This is a genomic window from Treponema sp. OMZ 798, assembly GCF_024181385.1.
Taxonomy (GTDB): domain Bacteria; phylum Spirochaetota; class Spirochaetia; order Treponematales; family Treponemataceae; genus Treponema_B.
This window is the reverse complement of record NZ_CP051305.1, coordinates 2,208,398-2,224,900: the sequence shown is the minus strand read 5'-3', so window position 1 is coordinate 2,224,900 and position 16,503 is coordinate 2,208,398. Positions and strand designations below refer to the sequence as shown.

General features: G+C 37.6%; 15 protein-coding genes. 9 read left to right on the top strand and 6 right to left on the bottom strand.

Annotated elements, in window-relative coordinates; all coding sequences use genetic code 11:
* The 6 genes from E4O07_RS10300 to E4O07_RS10275 are packed head-to-tail and all read left to right on the top strand — an operon-like array spanning window position 1 to window position 5,342.
* The gene (locus E4O07_RS10300) at window positions 1-894 is read left to right on the top strand and encodes a MinD/ParA family protein (protein WP_253685493.1); all 894 of its coding nucleotides are present in this window, start codon (window positions 1-3) and stop codon (window positions 892-894) included.
* A 42-nt stretch (window positions 895-936) separates the two neighbouring features.
* Entirely contained in the window at window positions 937-1,611 is a 675-nt protein-coding gene (locus E4O07_RS10295; protein ID WP_253685491.1) for a hypothetical protein, read from the top strand.
* A gap of 24 nt (window positions 1,612-1,635) precedes the next feature.
* A complete protein-coding gene (whiG, locus tag E4O07_RS10290) occupies window positions 1,636-2,424 on the top strand; it encodes an RNA polymerase sigma factor WhiG (protein WP_253685489.1) in 789 nt (262 codons plus the stop codon).
* Between the two features lie 8 nt (window positions 2,425-2,432).
* The gene (locus E4O07_RS10285) at window positions 2,433-4,403 is read left to right on the top strand and encodes a FapA family protein (RefSeq protein WP_253685487.1); all 1,971 of its coding nucleotides are present in this window, start codon (window positions 2,433-2,435) and stop codon (window positions 4,401-4,403) included.
* Window positions 4,384-4,722 carry a hypothetical protein gene (locus E4O07_RS10280; protein ID WP_253685485.1) on the top strand — a complete coding sequence of 113 codons (339 nt, stop codon included), beginning with the start codon at window positions 4,384-4,386 and terminating at the stop codon, window positions 4,720-4,722. Before E4O07_RS10285 ends, E4O07_RS10280 begins: the two co-directional genes overlap by 20 nt.
* Window positions 4,719-5,342 (top strand): hypothetical protein, encoded by a 624-nt coding sequence (locus E4O07_RS10275; protein ID WP_253685483.1) that lies wholly within the window; start codon window positions 4,719-4,721, stop codon window positions 5,340-5,342. The genes E4O07_RS10280 and E4O07_RS10275 overlap by 4 nt, the downstream gene beginning before the upstream one ends.
* Here the strand turns inward: E4O07_RS10275 and E4O07_RS10270 are convergent.
* The gene (locus tag E4O07_RS10270) at window positions 5,339-6,220 is read right to left on the bottom strand and encodes a DUF4349 domain-containing protein (RefSeq protein ID WP_253685481.1); all 882 of its coding nucleotides are present in this window, start codon (window positions 6,218-6,220) and stop codon (window positions 5,339-5,341) included. The two genes, E4O07_RS10275 and E4O07_RS10270, sit on opposite strands and share 4 nt — an antisense overlap.
* Before the next feature lie 150 nt (window positions 6,221-6,370).
* On the bottom strand, window positions 6,371-7,135 hold the full coding sequence (locus E4O07_RS10265) for an Rpn family recombination-promoting nuclease/putative transposase (protein WP_253685479.1): 765 nt from the start codon (window positions 7,133-7,135) through the stop codon (window positions 6,371-6,373).
* Between the two features lie 212 nt (window positions 7,136-7,347).
* On the opposite strand from E4O07_RS10265, the gene E4O07_RS10260 reads away from it, so the two are divergent.
* Window positions 7,348-10,926, top strand: a complete 3,579-nt coding sequence (locus E4O07_RS10260) for an alpha-amylase family glycosyl hydrolase (protein WP_253685477.1) — start codon at window positions 7,348-7,350, stop codon at window positions 10,924-10,926.
* Here the strand turns inward: E4O07_RS10260 and E4O07_RS13420 are convergent.
* The 3 genes from E4O07_RS13420 to E4O07_RS10250 are packed head-to-tail and all read right to left on the bottom strand — an operon-like array spanning window position 10,923 to window position 13,287.
* Entirely contained in the window at window positions 10,923-11,057 is a 135-nt protein-coding gene (locus tag E4O07_RS13420) for a hypothetical protein (RefSeq protein WP_010689391.1), read from the bottom strand. The two genes, E4O07_RS10260 and E4O07_RS13420, sit on opposite strands and share 4 nt — an antisense overlap.
* A gap of 5 nt (window positions 11,058-11,062) precedes the next feature.
* A complete protein-coding gene (locus E4O07_RS10255; RefSeq protein WP_253685475.1) occupies window positions 11,063-12,376 on the bottom strand; it encodes a PALP domain-containing protein in 1,314 nt (437 codons plus the stop codon).
* 20 nt (window positions 12,377-12,396) lie between these two features.
* A complete protein-coding gene (locus E4O07_RS10250) occupies window positions 12,397-13,287 on the bottom strand; it encodes a DUF2156 domain-containing protein (protein WP_253685473.1) in 891 nt (296 codons plus the stop codon).
* A 109-nt stretch (window positions 13,288-13,396) separates the two neighbouring features.
* Here E4O07_RS10250 and E4O07_RS10245 point away from each other — a divergent pair, with 109 nt between their 5' ends.
* Complete coding sequence (locus E4O07_RS10245) at window positions 13,397-14,254, top strand: hypothetical protein (protein ID WP_253685471.1); 858 nt, start codon at window positions 13,397-13,399, stop codon at window positions 14,252-14,254.
* A 107-nt stretch (window positions 14,255-14,361) separates the two neighbouring features.
* Window positions 14,362-15,069, top strand: a complete 708-nt coding sequence (locus E4O07_RS10240) for a DUF2715 domain-containing protein (protein ID WP_253685469.1) — start codon at window positions 14,362-14,364, stop codon at window positions 15,067-15,069.
* Between the two features lie 66 nt (window positions 15,070-15,135).
* On the opposite strand, the gene E4O07_RS10235 is transcribed toward E4O07_RS10240, so the two are convergent.
* A complete protein-coding gene (locus E4O07_RS10235; RefSeq protein WP_253685467.1) occupies window positions 15,136-16,476 on the bottom strand; it encodes a tetratricopeptide repeat protein in 1,341 nt (446 codons plus the stop codon).
* Window positions 16,477-16,503: the final 27 nt, after the last annotated feature.

Here is a 16,503-nt window from a genome sequence, read left to right as displayed (position 1 = left end):
ATGACGGATCAGGCAGAAGATTTAAAAACATTGATGAAGAATAAAAACAGCAGTGATAAGGCGGTACTTTCAGACCTTCCTCCTAAACGAAAGACAAGAATAATTGCCGTAACCAGCGGAAAGGGCGGAGTCGGAAAAACAAATATTTCTACAAACATGGCTATTGCTTACGCCAAGATGGGAAAAAACGTTATTGTAATAGATGCGGATCTGGGGCTTGCGAACGTAAATGTCATGATGAACATAATTCCGAAATTCAATCTTTATCATGTAATGAAAAAACAAAAGAAAATGTCGGACATCATCATCGATACTGAATACGGAATAAAATTTATTGCAGGAGCTTCAGGCTTTTCAAAAATTGCAAATATGGAAGAAGCCGAAAGGTCCGATTTTATTAAAGAATTATACACCCTTGCGGAAGCCGATATAATAATAATAGATACAAGCGCCGGGGTTTCCAAAAACGTTCTCAGTTTTGTAGCCGCCGCCGATGAGGTTGTAATTGTTACTACTTCGGAACCTACAGCAATAACCGATGCTTACGGAATTATAAAAATAATAGCGACTGAAGTTGAAAACTATGATTTAAACCTAAAAATGGTTGTAAACCGTGTAAATTCTGCTCTCGAGGGCAAAAAAATAGCCGAACGCATGATCCAGATTGTTGCTCAATTTTTAAATTTAAAAGTCGAGTACTTGGGCTTTATTTATAACGATCCTGCGGTCGAACAGGCTGTTTTAAAGCAAAAGCCCTTCTTTATATATGCTCCAAAAAGTAAAGCGGCAGGTTGTTTGCGCCACATAGTTGCAAAACTTGAAAAAACGGATTATAATGAATATTCAGGCTTTTCCGGCTTTTTACAAAAACTTTTTGGAAGAAAGTGGGAATAAACTTAGGTCCTTGAATTTTAAAAATAGGAGGTTATCAGGGTCGTGGCAAAATTTAGAATTCCCATTATATGTGCAATAGCTGCATTGGCTCTGTCTTTCCTATTGGGCCTGATAAGCGGGGTGCGCTTTTCTACGATACTTTTGCGTTCACTTATCATCTCTTTGATAAGCGGAGGCTTTGTTTTAGGAGCTCAAATTCTTCTGGATCATTTTGTGCCGGACTTGTTTCAGTCTCTTGACTCACAGGAATCCGAAAAAAAAGAAACCGGTAAAAATTTGAATATAAGTATCGATGAACCGGTGGAAGTACCGTTTATGGATGATGAAGAAAGAGCCGATTTAGACTCCGGCATGGTAAATGCTGAACCGGTAGATGAAAATTCGATATTGGATGATACTAATGAACCGAGTGATGAGGATCTAATCGACGAAGATTTTGCGAGTATAAAGGATGACTCACAAGCTTCTGCATCAAAAAATGTTTTTTCAGACGGAACCGAAAAAAAACAAGAAAAAAATACTGTAAAAGAATTGGAAGAACTTCCCGACTTGCAGGATTTTATACCTGAGGATGAACCGGAGGAAGGCGATGATCAAATGGATTTTACTCAGAGAGGAACAGCTGCATTTGATGTATCGACGGATTTAGCAGGTTCAGGAATGGATACGAATACAATGGTAAATGCTATTCGTACCGTGCTTAAACGGGATTCATAAATTAGAAAATAAAAGGTGTGGGTAATGGCAAATACGGATTATGAAAATATACCTGAAGAAGAACTTTGGGATAAATACAAAAAAACCTCAGATCCTAAAATCAGAGAATATTTTATTTTAAAGTATGCTCCATTGGTAAAATATGTTGCCGGAAAGGTCGGAATAGGGATGCCTACAAATGTAGAATTTGACGACTTAGTCGGTTACGGCGTTTTCGGTCTCTTGGATGCTATAGAAAAATATGATCTCGATAAAAACGTTAAATTTAATACCTATGCCGTTAATAGAATAAGGGGAGCTATCTTTGATGAGCTGAGATCTATAGACTGGGTTCCCCGCTCGGTACGCCAAAAAAGCCGTGAAATTGAAGAAACGATAGCCGACTTGGAAGCTCGTCTAGGCCGCTCTGCCTCGAACGAGGAGATAGCCGGAGCGATGGGCTTGGATATTGAAGAATATAACTCTCTCTTGCTTAAAATATCTGCAACAAGCGTTATTTCTTTGACGGACTTGAGGTTTTCGAATGATGATTCGGAAGAATTCTCAGTAGGAGACATAATTGAAGCACCTTCTTCTTTAAACCCTGATGTAATTGTAGAACGTGAAGATATAAAGAGGGTAATAGTCGATGCTATTAAAGAATTACCCGACAGAGAAAAAAAAGTTTTAATTATGTATTATTATGAGGACATGACTCTCAGGGAAATAGGAGAGGTTCTGCATGTAACAGAATCTCGAGTATCTCAGATACATACAAGTGCAAATATAAAGTTAAGAGCTAAGCTTTCTAATGTTACAAAGGGCATAAAATAGGGGGGATTATGATTAGGCTTAATCAAATACAGGAAAAAATGTCTGAAATGCACGAACTGGATTCCGGCCGTTTTTTTGTTGATATAAGCGGAGAAACCCTTGATGAAGCCCTTGCGAATGCAGCGATACAATTAGGGATGCCTGTTTCGTCGATAGACTATGAAATCTTACAAAAAGGTGCTTCCGGTTTTTTTGCTATAATTCCAAAAGAATGGAAGATAAGGGCTTATGAAACCATAAAGGTAAAGAAGCAGCAAAATATCGAAGAGGAGACAGTTGAAACTGAAGATATAATTGAAGGCGAGGTAATTATCAATCGGGACGGAATGGGATATGTCTTCTGTGCTGCCGATGGTATTTACTTTAAGGTAACACCTCCTTCAGGAACAGGCCGCGCTTTCGATATAAAGGCTGCCAGAGACAGGTTTAGGGACAGAGCTCTCCCCATCCCTGAAGACGATGTTCTTTCTGCAATATTGGATGAAAAAAACGGTGAATATGTCAGAGTAGCTCCTTATAAACGTATTCCGGGTAATGACGCTGCAATGGCTGTCAACATAAGCGATGATGAAATGAGGGCTTACCTTTATGTAACTCCGCCGACGGCCGGAGGTGTAGATCTTTCGGCAGACACTATTATCGCATTTTTAAAGAATAACAGAATAATTGTAGGAATAAATGAAGAGAGGGTAAGGCAATTCCAAGACTCCCCTGTTTACCGTGAAGATTATCTGGTGGCAGAAGGTATAGCCCCGCAAAACGGTGCCGATGCAAAGATTCTTTATAACTTTGAGGTAGATAATACTCAAGTCCGCTTACAGGAAACCCGCTCAGGCCAGATCAATTTTAAAGAATTAAATCTTATTCAAAATGTTGTCGAAGGACAGCCTGTGGCTCAAAAGGTTCCTGCTCAAAGAGGAAAGCCGGGTAAGACCGTTACGGGAAAGTATCTTGATGCCCTTAACGGAAAAGATATTGTAATGCCTGTTGGTAAAAACACAAAGATTGCCGCTGACGGCCTAACGATAGTCGCTGAGGTAAACGGGCAAGTTCTTTTAGTAAAAAATAAGATTACGGTACAGGAAATTTATGTAGTTGAAGGCGACGTTTCAATCAGAACCGGAAACATTACCTTCTTGGGATCCGTCTTTGTAAACGGAAATGTTGACGACGGCTTTGTTATAAAGGCTTCAGGAAATATAGAGGTTAAGGGCTCGGTCGGAAGGGCAGAGCTGGATACCGAGGGTGATATAGTTGTAAGTCAGGGTATCATGGGCAAGGAAGGCGGTGCAATAAGGGCCGGAAAATCTATTTGGGCTAAATTTATTCAAAACACGGACGTTGTTGAAGCCGGAGACATGGTAATTGTGTCGGATGGTATCATAAAATCGAACGTAATGGCTAACCGTAAAATCATATGCCGAGGAAAGAAGGCCGATATAATAAGCGGTAATTTAAGCGCCTCCGAATCCGTTTCGGCAAGGAATTTAGGAAGCGTTTCAGGAGGAAACGATCTTGTTGTAAGTGTAGGCTTTGACCCGAAAAGCAAGGAGCGCTTAAACTTCTTGCTGCAAAAACAAGAAATGGATCAAAAAACCTTGGAGGACTTAAAGCTTAATCTGATGAGCCTTGAAGAGCTTAAATCAAAGCGGGGAGAGCTGCCCAAGGACAAGGAAGAAAACTATAACAAGATGAGCGAGTATAAGTATACTCTCCAAACGGAAATTCATGAGGTACAAAAAGAAATAGCCCAAATAAAAGAGTACTTAAATACATTGAAGAATCAGGGCCGGGTTTCCGCTTCCGGACACGTATATCCGGGAGTACGCATAGTTATAAGGGATACTGTCGAGGATGTAAGAATGGATTGTAAGGCTACTACATTCTATCTCGACAAGGGAATTGTGCGTTACGGAAAATATCAAGAAGAAAACGAAGAGGATGTTAAGAAGGTTCCAAGTGGCTATTCAACCAATTGATCTACAAACTCTATATGCTCAAATGGCTAAGGTCGGGAAACAGCAGGGCGCCGAACAGCAGGTAGCTTCTATGGTTCGGGATGCCCAGCAGCAGCAAAATAAAATCGATGCACAAAAAAAACTGAGCTCTGTTCAGGTTGTAGACTCCGACAGCAATAAGAATCTTAGAATCAATAAGGACGGCAGGTCTCCCGATGAGGAAAATAAGGGAGGCGAAAATGCAAAAAAGCAAAACACTCCTCAAACCGACCAAGAACTAAATAATGAAGAATATATAAAAGACCCTTCTTTGGGCCAAAGAGTGGATATTTCGGGATGATGACTATTATTGCTATCGTGTTGTTAATATTAAATCTCTTGATGATGTTCATTTTTTATTTAAAACTTAAAAATCAATTTTCGGATAGGGCTTCAGTCAATAATATAAAAAATGAAACGCAAAAACTCGTGGCTCAGATTGCCTTTCAAACGGATCAGTCCGTTACGATAATGGAAGACAAGATTAAAGAAGTGAACGGCCTTATGTCCGAATTGGACAAGCGTATCCTGCTTACAGGAAGAGAAGAAGAAAAACGGAGTGCAGCCGAGAGGGTCTATCAAAGCCTGGCTGAAACCGCTAAGGCTAATGCCTTATCAGGGTTTGATCCGGAAGTTCTTGTAAAAACTAAAAAGCCCGTAATTTCAAATGAGAATTTACGGGATACAAGTCTTTCAGAACAAGTAAGTAAAAAAGAAAATTCACATATTGAAGATGAGCCTATTAAGATATATACAAAACAAATTCTTGCTCCCAAAGCCGGGATTGTTCCCGACCAAACTGCTTCAATGAAAGAACAGATAATTGAAATGGCTAAAAAAGGACTTTCAATAGAGCTCATAGCCGAAAAAATTCCCCTTCCTACCGGAGAAATTGAGCTCATTATTTCGATGAATACTTAATCCAAATCTTGCTTCATTTTGGCTTTTTTGCTGCGTCTTTTTTTGATGATGATTATCAAAATTAGTGCAATTATAAGTATAAATATCCAAAGATAAAGAATACTGATTATTATATCGCTAAAAAGGCTTATTCCGTCTTCTAAGGCATCAACGGCTTTGCTAAAAAATGAAGGTTTTTCTATATCGCTGTTTATTTGATACATTGAAATATTTAAGGTGCTGTAATTTACGGATTTTTGTAAATAACGTAAACGGCCTTCAATTGCCTCAATGTCTGAACGTAAATCTTGAATTTGGTTTTGTACTTCTAAAATATCTTTTACCGTTTTAGCCTGAGTCAAAATTTTTAGATAAGTTTGTTCGGTTTCCTTTTTTACTTTTAGGCGGGCAATGCTGTCTACGAATTCTTCCGTAACATCTTCAACCGTAATAGTTTTATTATCCAATTTTTTAATTCCCGCCGTAACTTCGTTTAAAAAATTATCAAAATTTTCTTTTGGTATTCTAATACTGATTGTCTGTCTGATACCGGAATAAAAATGTTTTTCATCTTCTTGACTTATGTAGGCTTGATATTTCAATACAAGGTTTTCGATTATTTCCCTTGTTTTTTTTATATCATCAGTTTCAAATTCTATAAGACCTGTTTTTATGAGTTTTCTTTCGATATCCTTATCATCTAAATTTATAGCATCGGCTTCCTTTAAGTCTTCTTTGTTTTTGTCAAAGGCTGGATCGGAGGCGCTTTTTGATTCTGCAGTATAACCGCCGAAACGGGCATCTTTGGATGCCTCATAGGAGTTTTTCTTATTGCCGCAAGAAATAAAAATATTTATCAGCAGAGTTAAAAATAGAAATTTAAAGACAATTTTTTTCATTTTACCAGCCTCTCTTTCCAAACGTTTAACACAATTTACTCCATTTTACAATGGGAGCCTTTGCCTCCTCTGCAGCTAAATTATCCTCTCCTTATACACACAAAAGCAAAATCTTTACGTAAATATTTTCGGTGTTGACGGTCTGAAAAATTACATTTTTTCAATTTCTGTCTCTGTAAGCCCCGTCATTATCAAAATTTCAGAAGTTGGGTATCCTCTTTTTTTCATAAGTCTAGCTGTTTCTATAGCTTTGCGGTAAGCCCCTTTATCCATAGCATCCATTTCAAAAGTAGATAATAATCTGTATTCTTGCCTTGCCTGTTCATTTTGTTTTATTGTTTGTATCATTTTTTCTATCTCCCTTGTAAATTCACTATTTGGTTTACCTGTTTTAAGATATTCTAAAAAAACCTTTAGTTCTTTGTCTTCAGTGTACTTAAAAGCTTCTGCATTTATTATAACCTTTCGTGTGCCGTCTTGTAAAGGGGTATTTTTATCTTCAATACAGGTATTTTCAAAAGTATAAACGGGCTTGTTTTTGCCTATAGCATCAAAGGTGCAGATAAAAATTATAAAGCTGTCATTTAAGTTGTTATATGAATTTCCTTTATCCAAAAAAGAAATATCTAGGGCTGCTTGGTAGAACCTCATTCGTTTTGGAATATTACGTTCATTGCTTATCTGCATTTCGACATCATAAAATTTACCGCTTTCTGTTTGCACTAGGACATCAAACCTTATGGACTTTGCCTGCTCGTAAGTGTTAATACTATGCTGCACCGAGATATACGCAATTTTGCCTATTGTATCAAATAATATCATTTCAATAAGTTTTTTACAAAAATGCGGATTTTGCATAGTTTTACAAAACATAAAATCATCTGTAAATGTTAAATCTTCAAATCGTTTTACCATTTGTGTTCTCCTAATTTTTTCACATTCCATCTCCTCATTATATTTATAGGAATTATTTGAAAAAAATAGTAAATCGGTAAAAAATTTGTGATTTATTCAAAAGTATCAAGTTAATATATCCTCTGTGCTCTCTGTGTCTTTGCGGTTAAATAAGAAAATGTATTACCGATTTCCGGCTTGCGTTTTGAGCCTATTAATGTTATACTTAATTTATGGATATAAACTCTTTTTTTCAGGCAATGGAATTTCATATAAATGGAGATGTCCGTAAAAAGTGTAATTTAAAGTCTTCTCTTTTTTCTTCATGCGGAAATGCCGTATTTGAAAACATATCTGAAGTTCATAGCTTCGTTTTTAATTTTAATTCTCTTGTAAAGGAAGGCCTTTTTGGGAAGGCTCAAAAGCATTTGCAGGCAGGGGAATTGAACGCTATGGGAATTTTTGATGAGGTCCTCCATTATGTTTTAAGGCTTTACCGCCAAAATATTGATGCCGATTTTTTTGTAAAAGGATATGAATTTATCGATAAAGAATTTAAGAGCAAAAATTTTCATAGTCTTGATTTTTTACTAAAAGATTTTTGTAAAGATTTTCCTCCTAAGGATGTTTATACCGATAAAATTTCCTTGGATGAATGGTTTGAATCAAATGATGAATTATCAAATGTACCGAACAAATTGCTCGCCTTTGAAGAACTTATCCTACTCTGCCTTGCAAATAGAAATCCTGCAAACTCAAAGTTTGAAGTTTTATTTAATGACTCCAATTTAAAAACAATCGACTCATACGGTATTTTTTGGGAAACGGCAAAAAAGTGGTCAAAAAAAAATAAGCCTATAGGGAGCAGATTAGGAAAGGACCAGGGGCGGCTGGATATTCTTTCTTTTTTGGAAGAGCCTATAAAGCGATGTCCCAACAGCATTTTAGGTCAGCTTAAATATATAAAAGAGCATTGGGCTAGGTTTACTCAAAATCTTTTGTTGAAAGTCTTGGGTGCAGAGGATCTTATCCGTGAAGAGGAAAAAGCCGGCTGGGCTCCGCCAAAGGGCGGAAGCTTTGATGTCCCGGCCCCCACCTTTGAAAATTTATTAAAAGAGTATGAGGCCTTTACAGCCGATAAAAATTGGATGCCCAACCTTGTTCTAATAGCAAAGAGCACCTTAGTTTGGCTGGATCAGCTGAGTAAAAAATATTCTGCTTCCATCACACGTCTAGACCAAATTCCCGATGAAGAGCTTAAATTCTTTGCGGATGCAGGAATAACGGGACTTTGGCTGATCGGCGTTTGGCAGCGCTCTGAGGCAAGCCGCCGTATTAAAGAAATTTGCGGAAATTCGGATGCGGCCGCAAGTGCATACAGTATCTACGACTATGACATTGCAGAGGAACTTGGCGGCTGGCCGGCTCTGGCTAATTTACGGGAAAGAGCCTGGAAATTCGGAATCAGAATGGCGGCCGATATGGTTCCCAATCATACAGGCCTTGATTCCAAATGGATTATGGAAGAGCCGAATCTTTTTTTGCAGACAAGGGAATCACCCTTTCCTGCGTATAATTACGATACCGAAAACCTTTCCCGTGATGGGAGAACAAGTGTTTATCTTGAAAGAGGCTATTATTCGAAAACCGATTGCGCTGTAGTTTTTAAACGTGTCGATAACTATTCCGGGGATGTACGCTATATCTATCATGGAAATGACGGCACGGGTCTCCCATGGAATGACACGGCTCAAATAGATTTTTTGAACCAAGAAGCCCGCGAAAAGGTTATCCAAAAAATCCTCCATGTTGCGCGTAATTTTCCCATAATACGCTTCGATGCGGCCATGGTGCTTGCCAAAAAGCATATCCGCCGTTTATGGTATCCGGCTCCCGGTTCTGGAGGAGATATTGCGAGCCGCTCTCGCCATGCTCTCTCCATAGATGAATTTGAAAAAAGAATTCCTGAAGAATTTTGGAGGGAGGTTGTAGACCGCTGTGCAAAAGAAGCCCCCGATACCCTCCTGCTTGCTGAAGCTTTTTGGATGATGGAAGGCTACTTTGTGCGCACCCTCGGAATGCACCGCGTATATAACTCCGCCTTTATGAACATGCTTAAAAAAGAAGAAAATGCAAAATACAGGGAAACCATCAAAAACACCCTTGAGTTCGATCCCGAAGTCCTTAGGCGTTATGTAAACTTCATGAACAACCCCGATGAAGAAACCGCCGTAGCCCAATTCGGAGACGGGGATAAATACTTCGGCATTTGTACAATGATGTCGGCTATGCCCGGGCTTCCCATGTTCGGGCACGGCCAGCTCGAAGGCTTTACCGAAAAATATGGAATGGAGTACAGAAGAGCGTATAAGGATGAGGCTGTAAACCGGGGCTTGCTTGAAAGGCATAAAAACGAAATATTTCCTCTTTTAAAAAAGCGCCGTATTTTTTCGGGGGTTGAAAAATTCAGACTATTTGATTTTTGGAATGAGGGAAACGTAAACGAAAATGTCTTTGCTTGGTCAAACTTTTTTGACGGGGAGCGTTCATTGATATTTTATAATAATGCCTATGAAAGAGCTTCGGGCTGGATTAAGCTTTCAGCTGCCTTTGCCTTAAAAAACGCAAAAAACGAAAAGGAATTAAGACAGGAAACTCTTATGACCTCTCTTAATCTAAATTCAGGAGAGGCCTATTTTACGGTGTTTTATGAACAGCGCTCTTCCTTATTCTTTTTAAGAAAAAATTCCGAACTTGCAGAAAAGGGCTTTTTTGCAGCCTTAGACGGGTACCAATGCCAAGTCTTTTTAAATATATATGAGCTGAAAGATGATGGAGGCTATTATAAGGTGCTTTATGAAAAAGCAGAGGGTCGAGGTTTTAAGAATTTGGAATTTGAAATCAATAAATGTAAATACGGAAGCCTTTACAATACTATTCAAGACCTATGCTCTAAGGAACTCTTCCCTCAAGTTTCAAATTATTGCGATATCGGTGAAAAAGGAAAAAAGACACTTGAAGATGTATCGAAAAAACTTTATCCGAGGTTCTTGGATTTTTTTGATGCCTTTGAAGAAGTGTTTTTTGAAACCTTTCCTTACGATGAAGAAAAAGAAAGCTTAAAAAATCTTAAAGAAAAAAGCAAGACCTGTGCATTGTGCTTGAAAAAAGCTATGGATTGCTTTTTATGCCTTTGCCCAAACGAGCCTTCGTTAATTGATGAAAATATTAAAACTGAAGAAGTTCTCTTATTTATAAAAGATCTTAAATCATTGGTGTTTGACAGTAAAGAGAGTGTTCTTTTGTATACGGCCGGGCTTTTATTGTCGGCCTTGTTTAAATTATTCCCTGAAGAAAAAATTAAAATGTTCCGTCTTGACTACGTCCTTAGCGAACTGCTTTGCTCTTGCGGACTCTCAGAAGCCGATTCAAAAAGTACCTTATTTTTGTTAAGCCGCTTATTTTGTTTGACTGAAAAAGAGGAAGAGTTTTTTGAAAATTTAGGTTCAAGCATGAACTGTATTAAAGCTCTTACGGACTTTTGTTTACATGATGAAGTAATAAAAAACTATTTAGGCTTAAACGAGTGGGACGGGGAAGTTTGGTTTAATAAAGAATCTACAGAGAGGCTTATTCTGATACATATTTTATTTAAACTTTTATGGGAAGAAAGGCCGGAAGATAGTGTGCATAAATGCAATATTTTGTCTTTAAACTTTTATGCGTGTATTTATTCGGATATGAGCAAGATGTTTTCTGCTGCCGAATATAAGCTAAAAAATATTATTGATTTTTCAAATGAAAAGACCTAGTCTTTTTCGGCGTTTTCTTCGGCATATTTTTTAAATTCCTCCTCACTCATCTTATCTGCATAAATAGGGTAGAGGGCTTCTACCAGTTCTTCAAGTGTGGGGAATTTGGCTCCATCAAGTTTATATGACATAAAAACTACCTCTCCATATATTGTAGCATATTTTCAATTTCTTTTTTAGAGGCCTGTATCTTTTTTATATTTTTTATAGGCCTGTCTAAGCCCTTCATGTATTCCGGTTGATTGGTTTTTTCGCCGCAGGCCTCTTCAATTATGTCGGCTTCAAAGGCCGGATGATCTTTTGAAATCAGTACAAGGGTTTCCGGTCCCTTATTTTCGAGAATTTTGCTTTTTATTGCAGCTCCATAGGCTGCAGCTGTCGAAGTATCTATCATAATACCATATCTTTGATAGGCCTTTCTTATAAGTTCCTTATAATTTTTTGACTCTACCTGCTTAGGAAAAATCAAAGCCTTCATAATTGCAGGGCTTATTTCAAAAATTTGTTCCAAACGCTCAATATTTGAGGGGCTTACAGGATCTGCTGCACTTCTTTGGCCTAAAGGAATTTCCATTGTTTTGCAAAAGCAATCCCCGTCCTTGTTTACGGATAGTTCAGGCGTAGAATCGGTAATAAAACCGTTGAGAGAAAGGCCGCTCTTCCATGCAAAAAGGCCTGCCGAAAGGTTTCCGTAATTACCGGAGTGGAGGGCATAGTAAATTTCGCCGAAACTATGCTTTTTAAAACGGGTAAAAGCAAAAAAATAAAAGAAAATTTGGGGCAAAAGCCGTCCTATGTTTACCGTATTTGCCAAGGTTAGCCCATATTTTTCTACAAGCTCCCTGTCAAGATATACTGACCTTTTTAAGTTTTCGACATCCCTTATGTCTCCGTCACACTCTACAGAGTATATAGAGCCTCCGTTTTCGGCCAAATATTTTTCGGGGATTCCGCAAGCATAACCCCTGGGATGAATCAAGAGGGTCTTGACTCTTTTTTTGTTGCCGAAAGCGGCTGCCATACTTTGCCCGTTCTTTTTTGTACCTGTTCCTAAAACTATAGCTTTTTTATCGGTTATGGTTAAAATATGCTCAAGAACCGAGGCAAACCATAAAAATCCGAAATCTCTATGGCAGCCGGTCGGTCCGTGAAAAAGGTCCAGTAAAAAGAGCCTTTCATCCAATTGCCTTACTCTGGGACTGTAATTTCCAAATGCAGAGACGGCAATACGTTCCGAAACGGCCGGGCTGAATTCTTTTTGCAGTATTGCGGAGGTTAAGGTTCCCGCAATAGATGTAAAACTTGAAGTTTCGTTAAGGTGACAGGTCCAATCGCTTAAGTCCAAGGCTTCTTTCGGTATATAAAGCCCTCCGTCAGCCGGCATACAGTTTGTTACAGCCTCATAAAAGGATACTATCTTATTGTTGTTTCGTGTACTTACTAAATCCATGTTTTCCTATTGTATCATATTTAAGATAAAATTCTATACTTTTTTATGAATTTTATCGGTTTATATGTCATTTTTGCTTGTCTCAGGCCCTCATTGCCTAAATCCTGCTCTCTGTTGATAAATTCTATATGCTCAGGCAGATAACCTGCAAAGGCATAATTAATGTACTGAAAGCTTCCCTTGTAAGATGCCAATGCCTTTTCAAATAGAACCACTGCTGTTTTATTGTTTTGTGTTATTTCTGCAAGGGTCCAAGCTACAGGCTCATCCCAAACATAGAGAATAATGCCCATCATTGATGTGCGGCTCAAGATAGAAAGGGCTTCCAAGGCTGCTTCATAGTCGGAATTTTCAGGATTTGAGTCCGGTTTTGTACTATTCCATTCTTCAAGTACTTTTTTGGCATCTTCTACATTTTCAAGAGTGAGAGGCTCGATTTTTATTTTGTCATAGGATTTTTCAAACTTGTTTATATGGGTCTTCTTTTTATGAAAGTCCTTACCCTTTAGCTCGGCTAAATTCTTTCTCAAATAAACATAGTCAAAATTATCTCTATCTTCTTCGATTTTTAGCTCTTTTAGAAAAGGAAGGTTGAATACATTTGTGTTATTATCTAAAAAAGATTTTGAAAGAATCATCCATCTTTTGTATTTTGCCAATAATTCCTTTGTTATTTCGACATCCACTGTACAGCAGGGTGTAATAAAAAAGCTTTCACCCTTATACTCCCCTATTATTATCAATAGTTTATCGGTTTTTGCTGCCTGATATTTATAATTGTGCCTAAAAAGATATAAATTCAAAAAAGTCAGCTCCGAAATTCCGTCAGGAAGCCTTTTTAAGTAAAATTCCATTTCGGATTGCATGTCCAGCGAAATGGGTGTAAATTCAGGATACTGCGGTATACTCATGTATATATCCTACTATTTTTAAGCAAAAACGGCAATAGATATAAAAAAATACTTAGAACTGATTGAAAATATGTTAATACCGGGCTATACTTATAGAAAACATACAATTATGCTTTTAAATAAAATTTTATCTTGGAGGATAATTATAAAAAAAATTATTTTTATTATTTTAGCTTTTGGCTGTATGCTTTCCTTGTCGGCCTTCGATGTTATGGATATTTCCGGCGATATAGGATTAGGTTATATGAACCATAATATGGTGACAGTATATAATGATTCGCTTAAAACTAATTTGGCCGGAGGCTTGGAAGCGGCCTTAGGTGAGGGAAACCTTACCATGGATGCTCCAAGGTCTGTTGATTCATATAATGCCTTAGCCCTAGGTTTAAAACTTAAAGTAAGTTACGTGTATGCTAATATCAGCGTAGGCTTTCCCTTTACACAGGTACCTACAGGTGATGATCCCTTAGGAGAAAAATTAAAGGCAATGGGTGCGACAAATAGGTTAAACAATTCCGTTATTGTAGATAGTCAGATAGGCTTGGGTATTAATATTTTAAAGAGCTTACCGGTTAATATTTTTGTGGGCGGAGGTCTTGGTATAAATTATATTCAGACAAAAAGAAAGCTTCCCGATGAATTTGTACAAACTATAGTAGATCCTATTACTGGAAATCCTGTAGCAAAGGAACTTAACGAGACACGAAGCATAGCTATGTCCGGCTTAGGATTTACTGTTGCATTAAACTATTATTTTACAAAGAATATAGGTATTTCCTTTGATATCAAAGATACCGTATATTTTATTCCGATGTCAAACAAGAGGTATTACAAAGGAAAAGCAATAAACGGAAGCGGTTTTACTTATACAATTACCAAAGAAAAAAAGCAGGATATCCAATCCCTTATAAAATATTCATGGGCTAATAACCTTGCATTAAGGTTGGCTGTTGCTTTCAAGCTTTAAAAAAGGTTTAGTTTTAATAAAATTGTAACAAAGTCTGACTATATGCGTTTTAGAATTGGTTCTGCTTATGATTAAGCAGGTAAAATGTGTTTTATAGGAGGTTTATTATGAAGCACAAGAAGATAATTTTTGTTTTGATTATTTCGGTTGCATTTGCTGCTTTTGCATTTGCAGATTTTGCAATTTCTTTCGGCCCTGCCTTTACAAATTATTTTGTACACACTAAAAATGAGGGCAAGTTTGATGTATTTCATGCAGATATACAAGAGTCAATAAAAAATGCCAAAGATGAAAAGAATAATGCCGCAGGCGTTGCTGTAGATCTAAGAGCCGGATTTCTTTATTTAATGGCCCAAATTGCCTTTCCCGGAAAAAACCATAGTGATCTCATAACGGGTTCAAGCGCGGAAAAAGATAAGTTTTTAAAAACAAATGCCTTTATCCTTGATACTCAGCTTGGTGCAGGTTTAACCTTGTTTAAGAAAACACGTTTTAACCTCTTTTTAGGAGGCGGTCTTGGTTTAAATGCTATGAAGGCAACTCAGTCTGTTTCTATACTTAATCAAGAGTTTAAGTATGAAAAATTAGATGTTATGTTCGGTTTAGGCGCAAATATTTTGGCAAGTTTTTATTTTACTGATATTATAGGTATTTACGGAGGTATTGCCGATACTGTTTATTTTGCTCCTTTAAAAGTTCAAAAAACATTTAAAGTTGGAAATGAATCATATACAGTTTCCAACACTGACGGCAACATAAAGGATATTATTGCTAACAGTGTAAACTTAAAGTTAGGTCTTTCTATCAGGTTATAGATTTTAATTATTTTGCACAAAAAGGCAGCCGGTATGAGCTGCCTTTTTTATTGAACAAACAAAGTTTTATTTTAACGAGTTTAAAACGCTTGAAAGTCTTGTTTTGTCGTATAAGTCCAGCGGCCGTCCTTCAGAAAACCTAACAGCTTCTTCAGTAAAGGTTCCGGCACTCATACATATCCCTGTCCCGCCCTTTACTTCTTTTAGCCGTGCATGAAGCTCTCTAAGGAGCAGCTCTCCTACCGTTCCCTGAGATCTAAAAAACCTAAAAATAACCGTATCCGAAAAACGCGGTGTATCTATTTCGGCTACTATATCGGTGTAGGCGGCCAATACTGAAATATCCAGTATTTTTACCTTTGCCTTCGGATAAAAACGGGCTACTATTTTGCGGCAAAGAGCTACGAATTCGCTTTGACCGGACATCAGATATATCTGTAAGTTCTTGTTTTTGTTTAACTCTTGATATCTCATTATCAAGGTTGCTGCATCTTTGTATCCCGGGCTTATGTTCTGGATTTCTTTTAAAAGATGGAGAGCTTGACCTATTTCTTGAGTTTTTATATAGGCTTGAGCTAATCTGTACTTTAGTTCGTTGGAAATATCCACCGGTGTTCCGGTATGCTTTAAACCTATTTGGAAGTCTTCAATTGCTCTTTCCAGCTGGTCGGCCTTTGCTCTTATCATACCTGTATATAATGAAGCCTGAGGTCCGAAAACAGGGTCTACCCTAAGGTGGTTTAATATCTTTAGGCAGCGGTCTGTTGCCTCCGTTTCATAAAAACATTCGCCCATTGCAAACAAAACTTCCTTATCATCGGGCTTAAAATCCAAGGCTTTTTTTAACGCGGGCAAGGCCTCATTGTATTTATGCAAATGCTTAAACGTATATCCAAGATACTTTGTTGCCAAAAAACTGTTTGGTTCAATTATTAAGGCTCTTTTGAAAAATTTAACGGCTTTTTCATACTCTTTTTCGAGATAATAGATATAACCTAAATTATAGCTTACAGCAAGATTTTTAGAATTGATTGTCTCTGCAAGAAGGAAGCCTTTTTTTGCCTCAGGAATCCTATTTGTTTTTAAGGCGCAGGTACCGTACCTGATAGCAACATCCAGCTGCTTACTCATTTCAAGAGGCTTCATCCTATCCAATAAGGCAGAGTATGCAGTGTATGCTTTTTCCCAGTCTTGGTCTTGATAATAAATATCTCCCATTATAAATAGACCTTCAACGTCGTGAGGATTTTGAGCTAAGCGGCGTGAGGCTTCTTTCATTAACACTGCCCTGCCTTTAACTTTTTTTCTTCCCCCTGAAGACGATGTTTTGGTTCTTGTGGCTATGAGAACAATAATAACAACAGCAATAACAATAATAAAAAAGGAAATAATAATAGTTGATACCATTCTCTCATTATGCGTTTTATTTTGAGA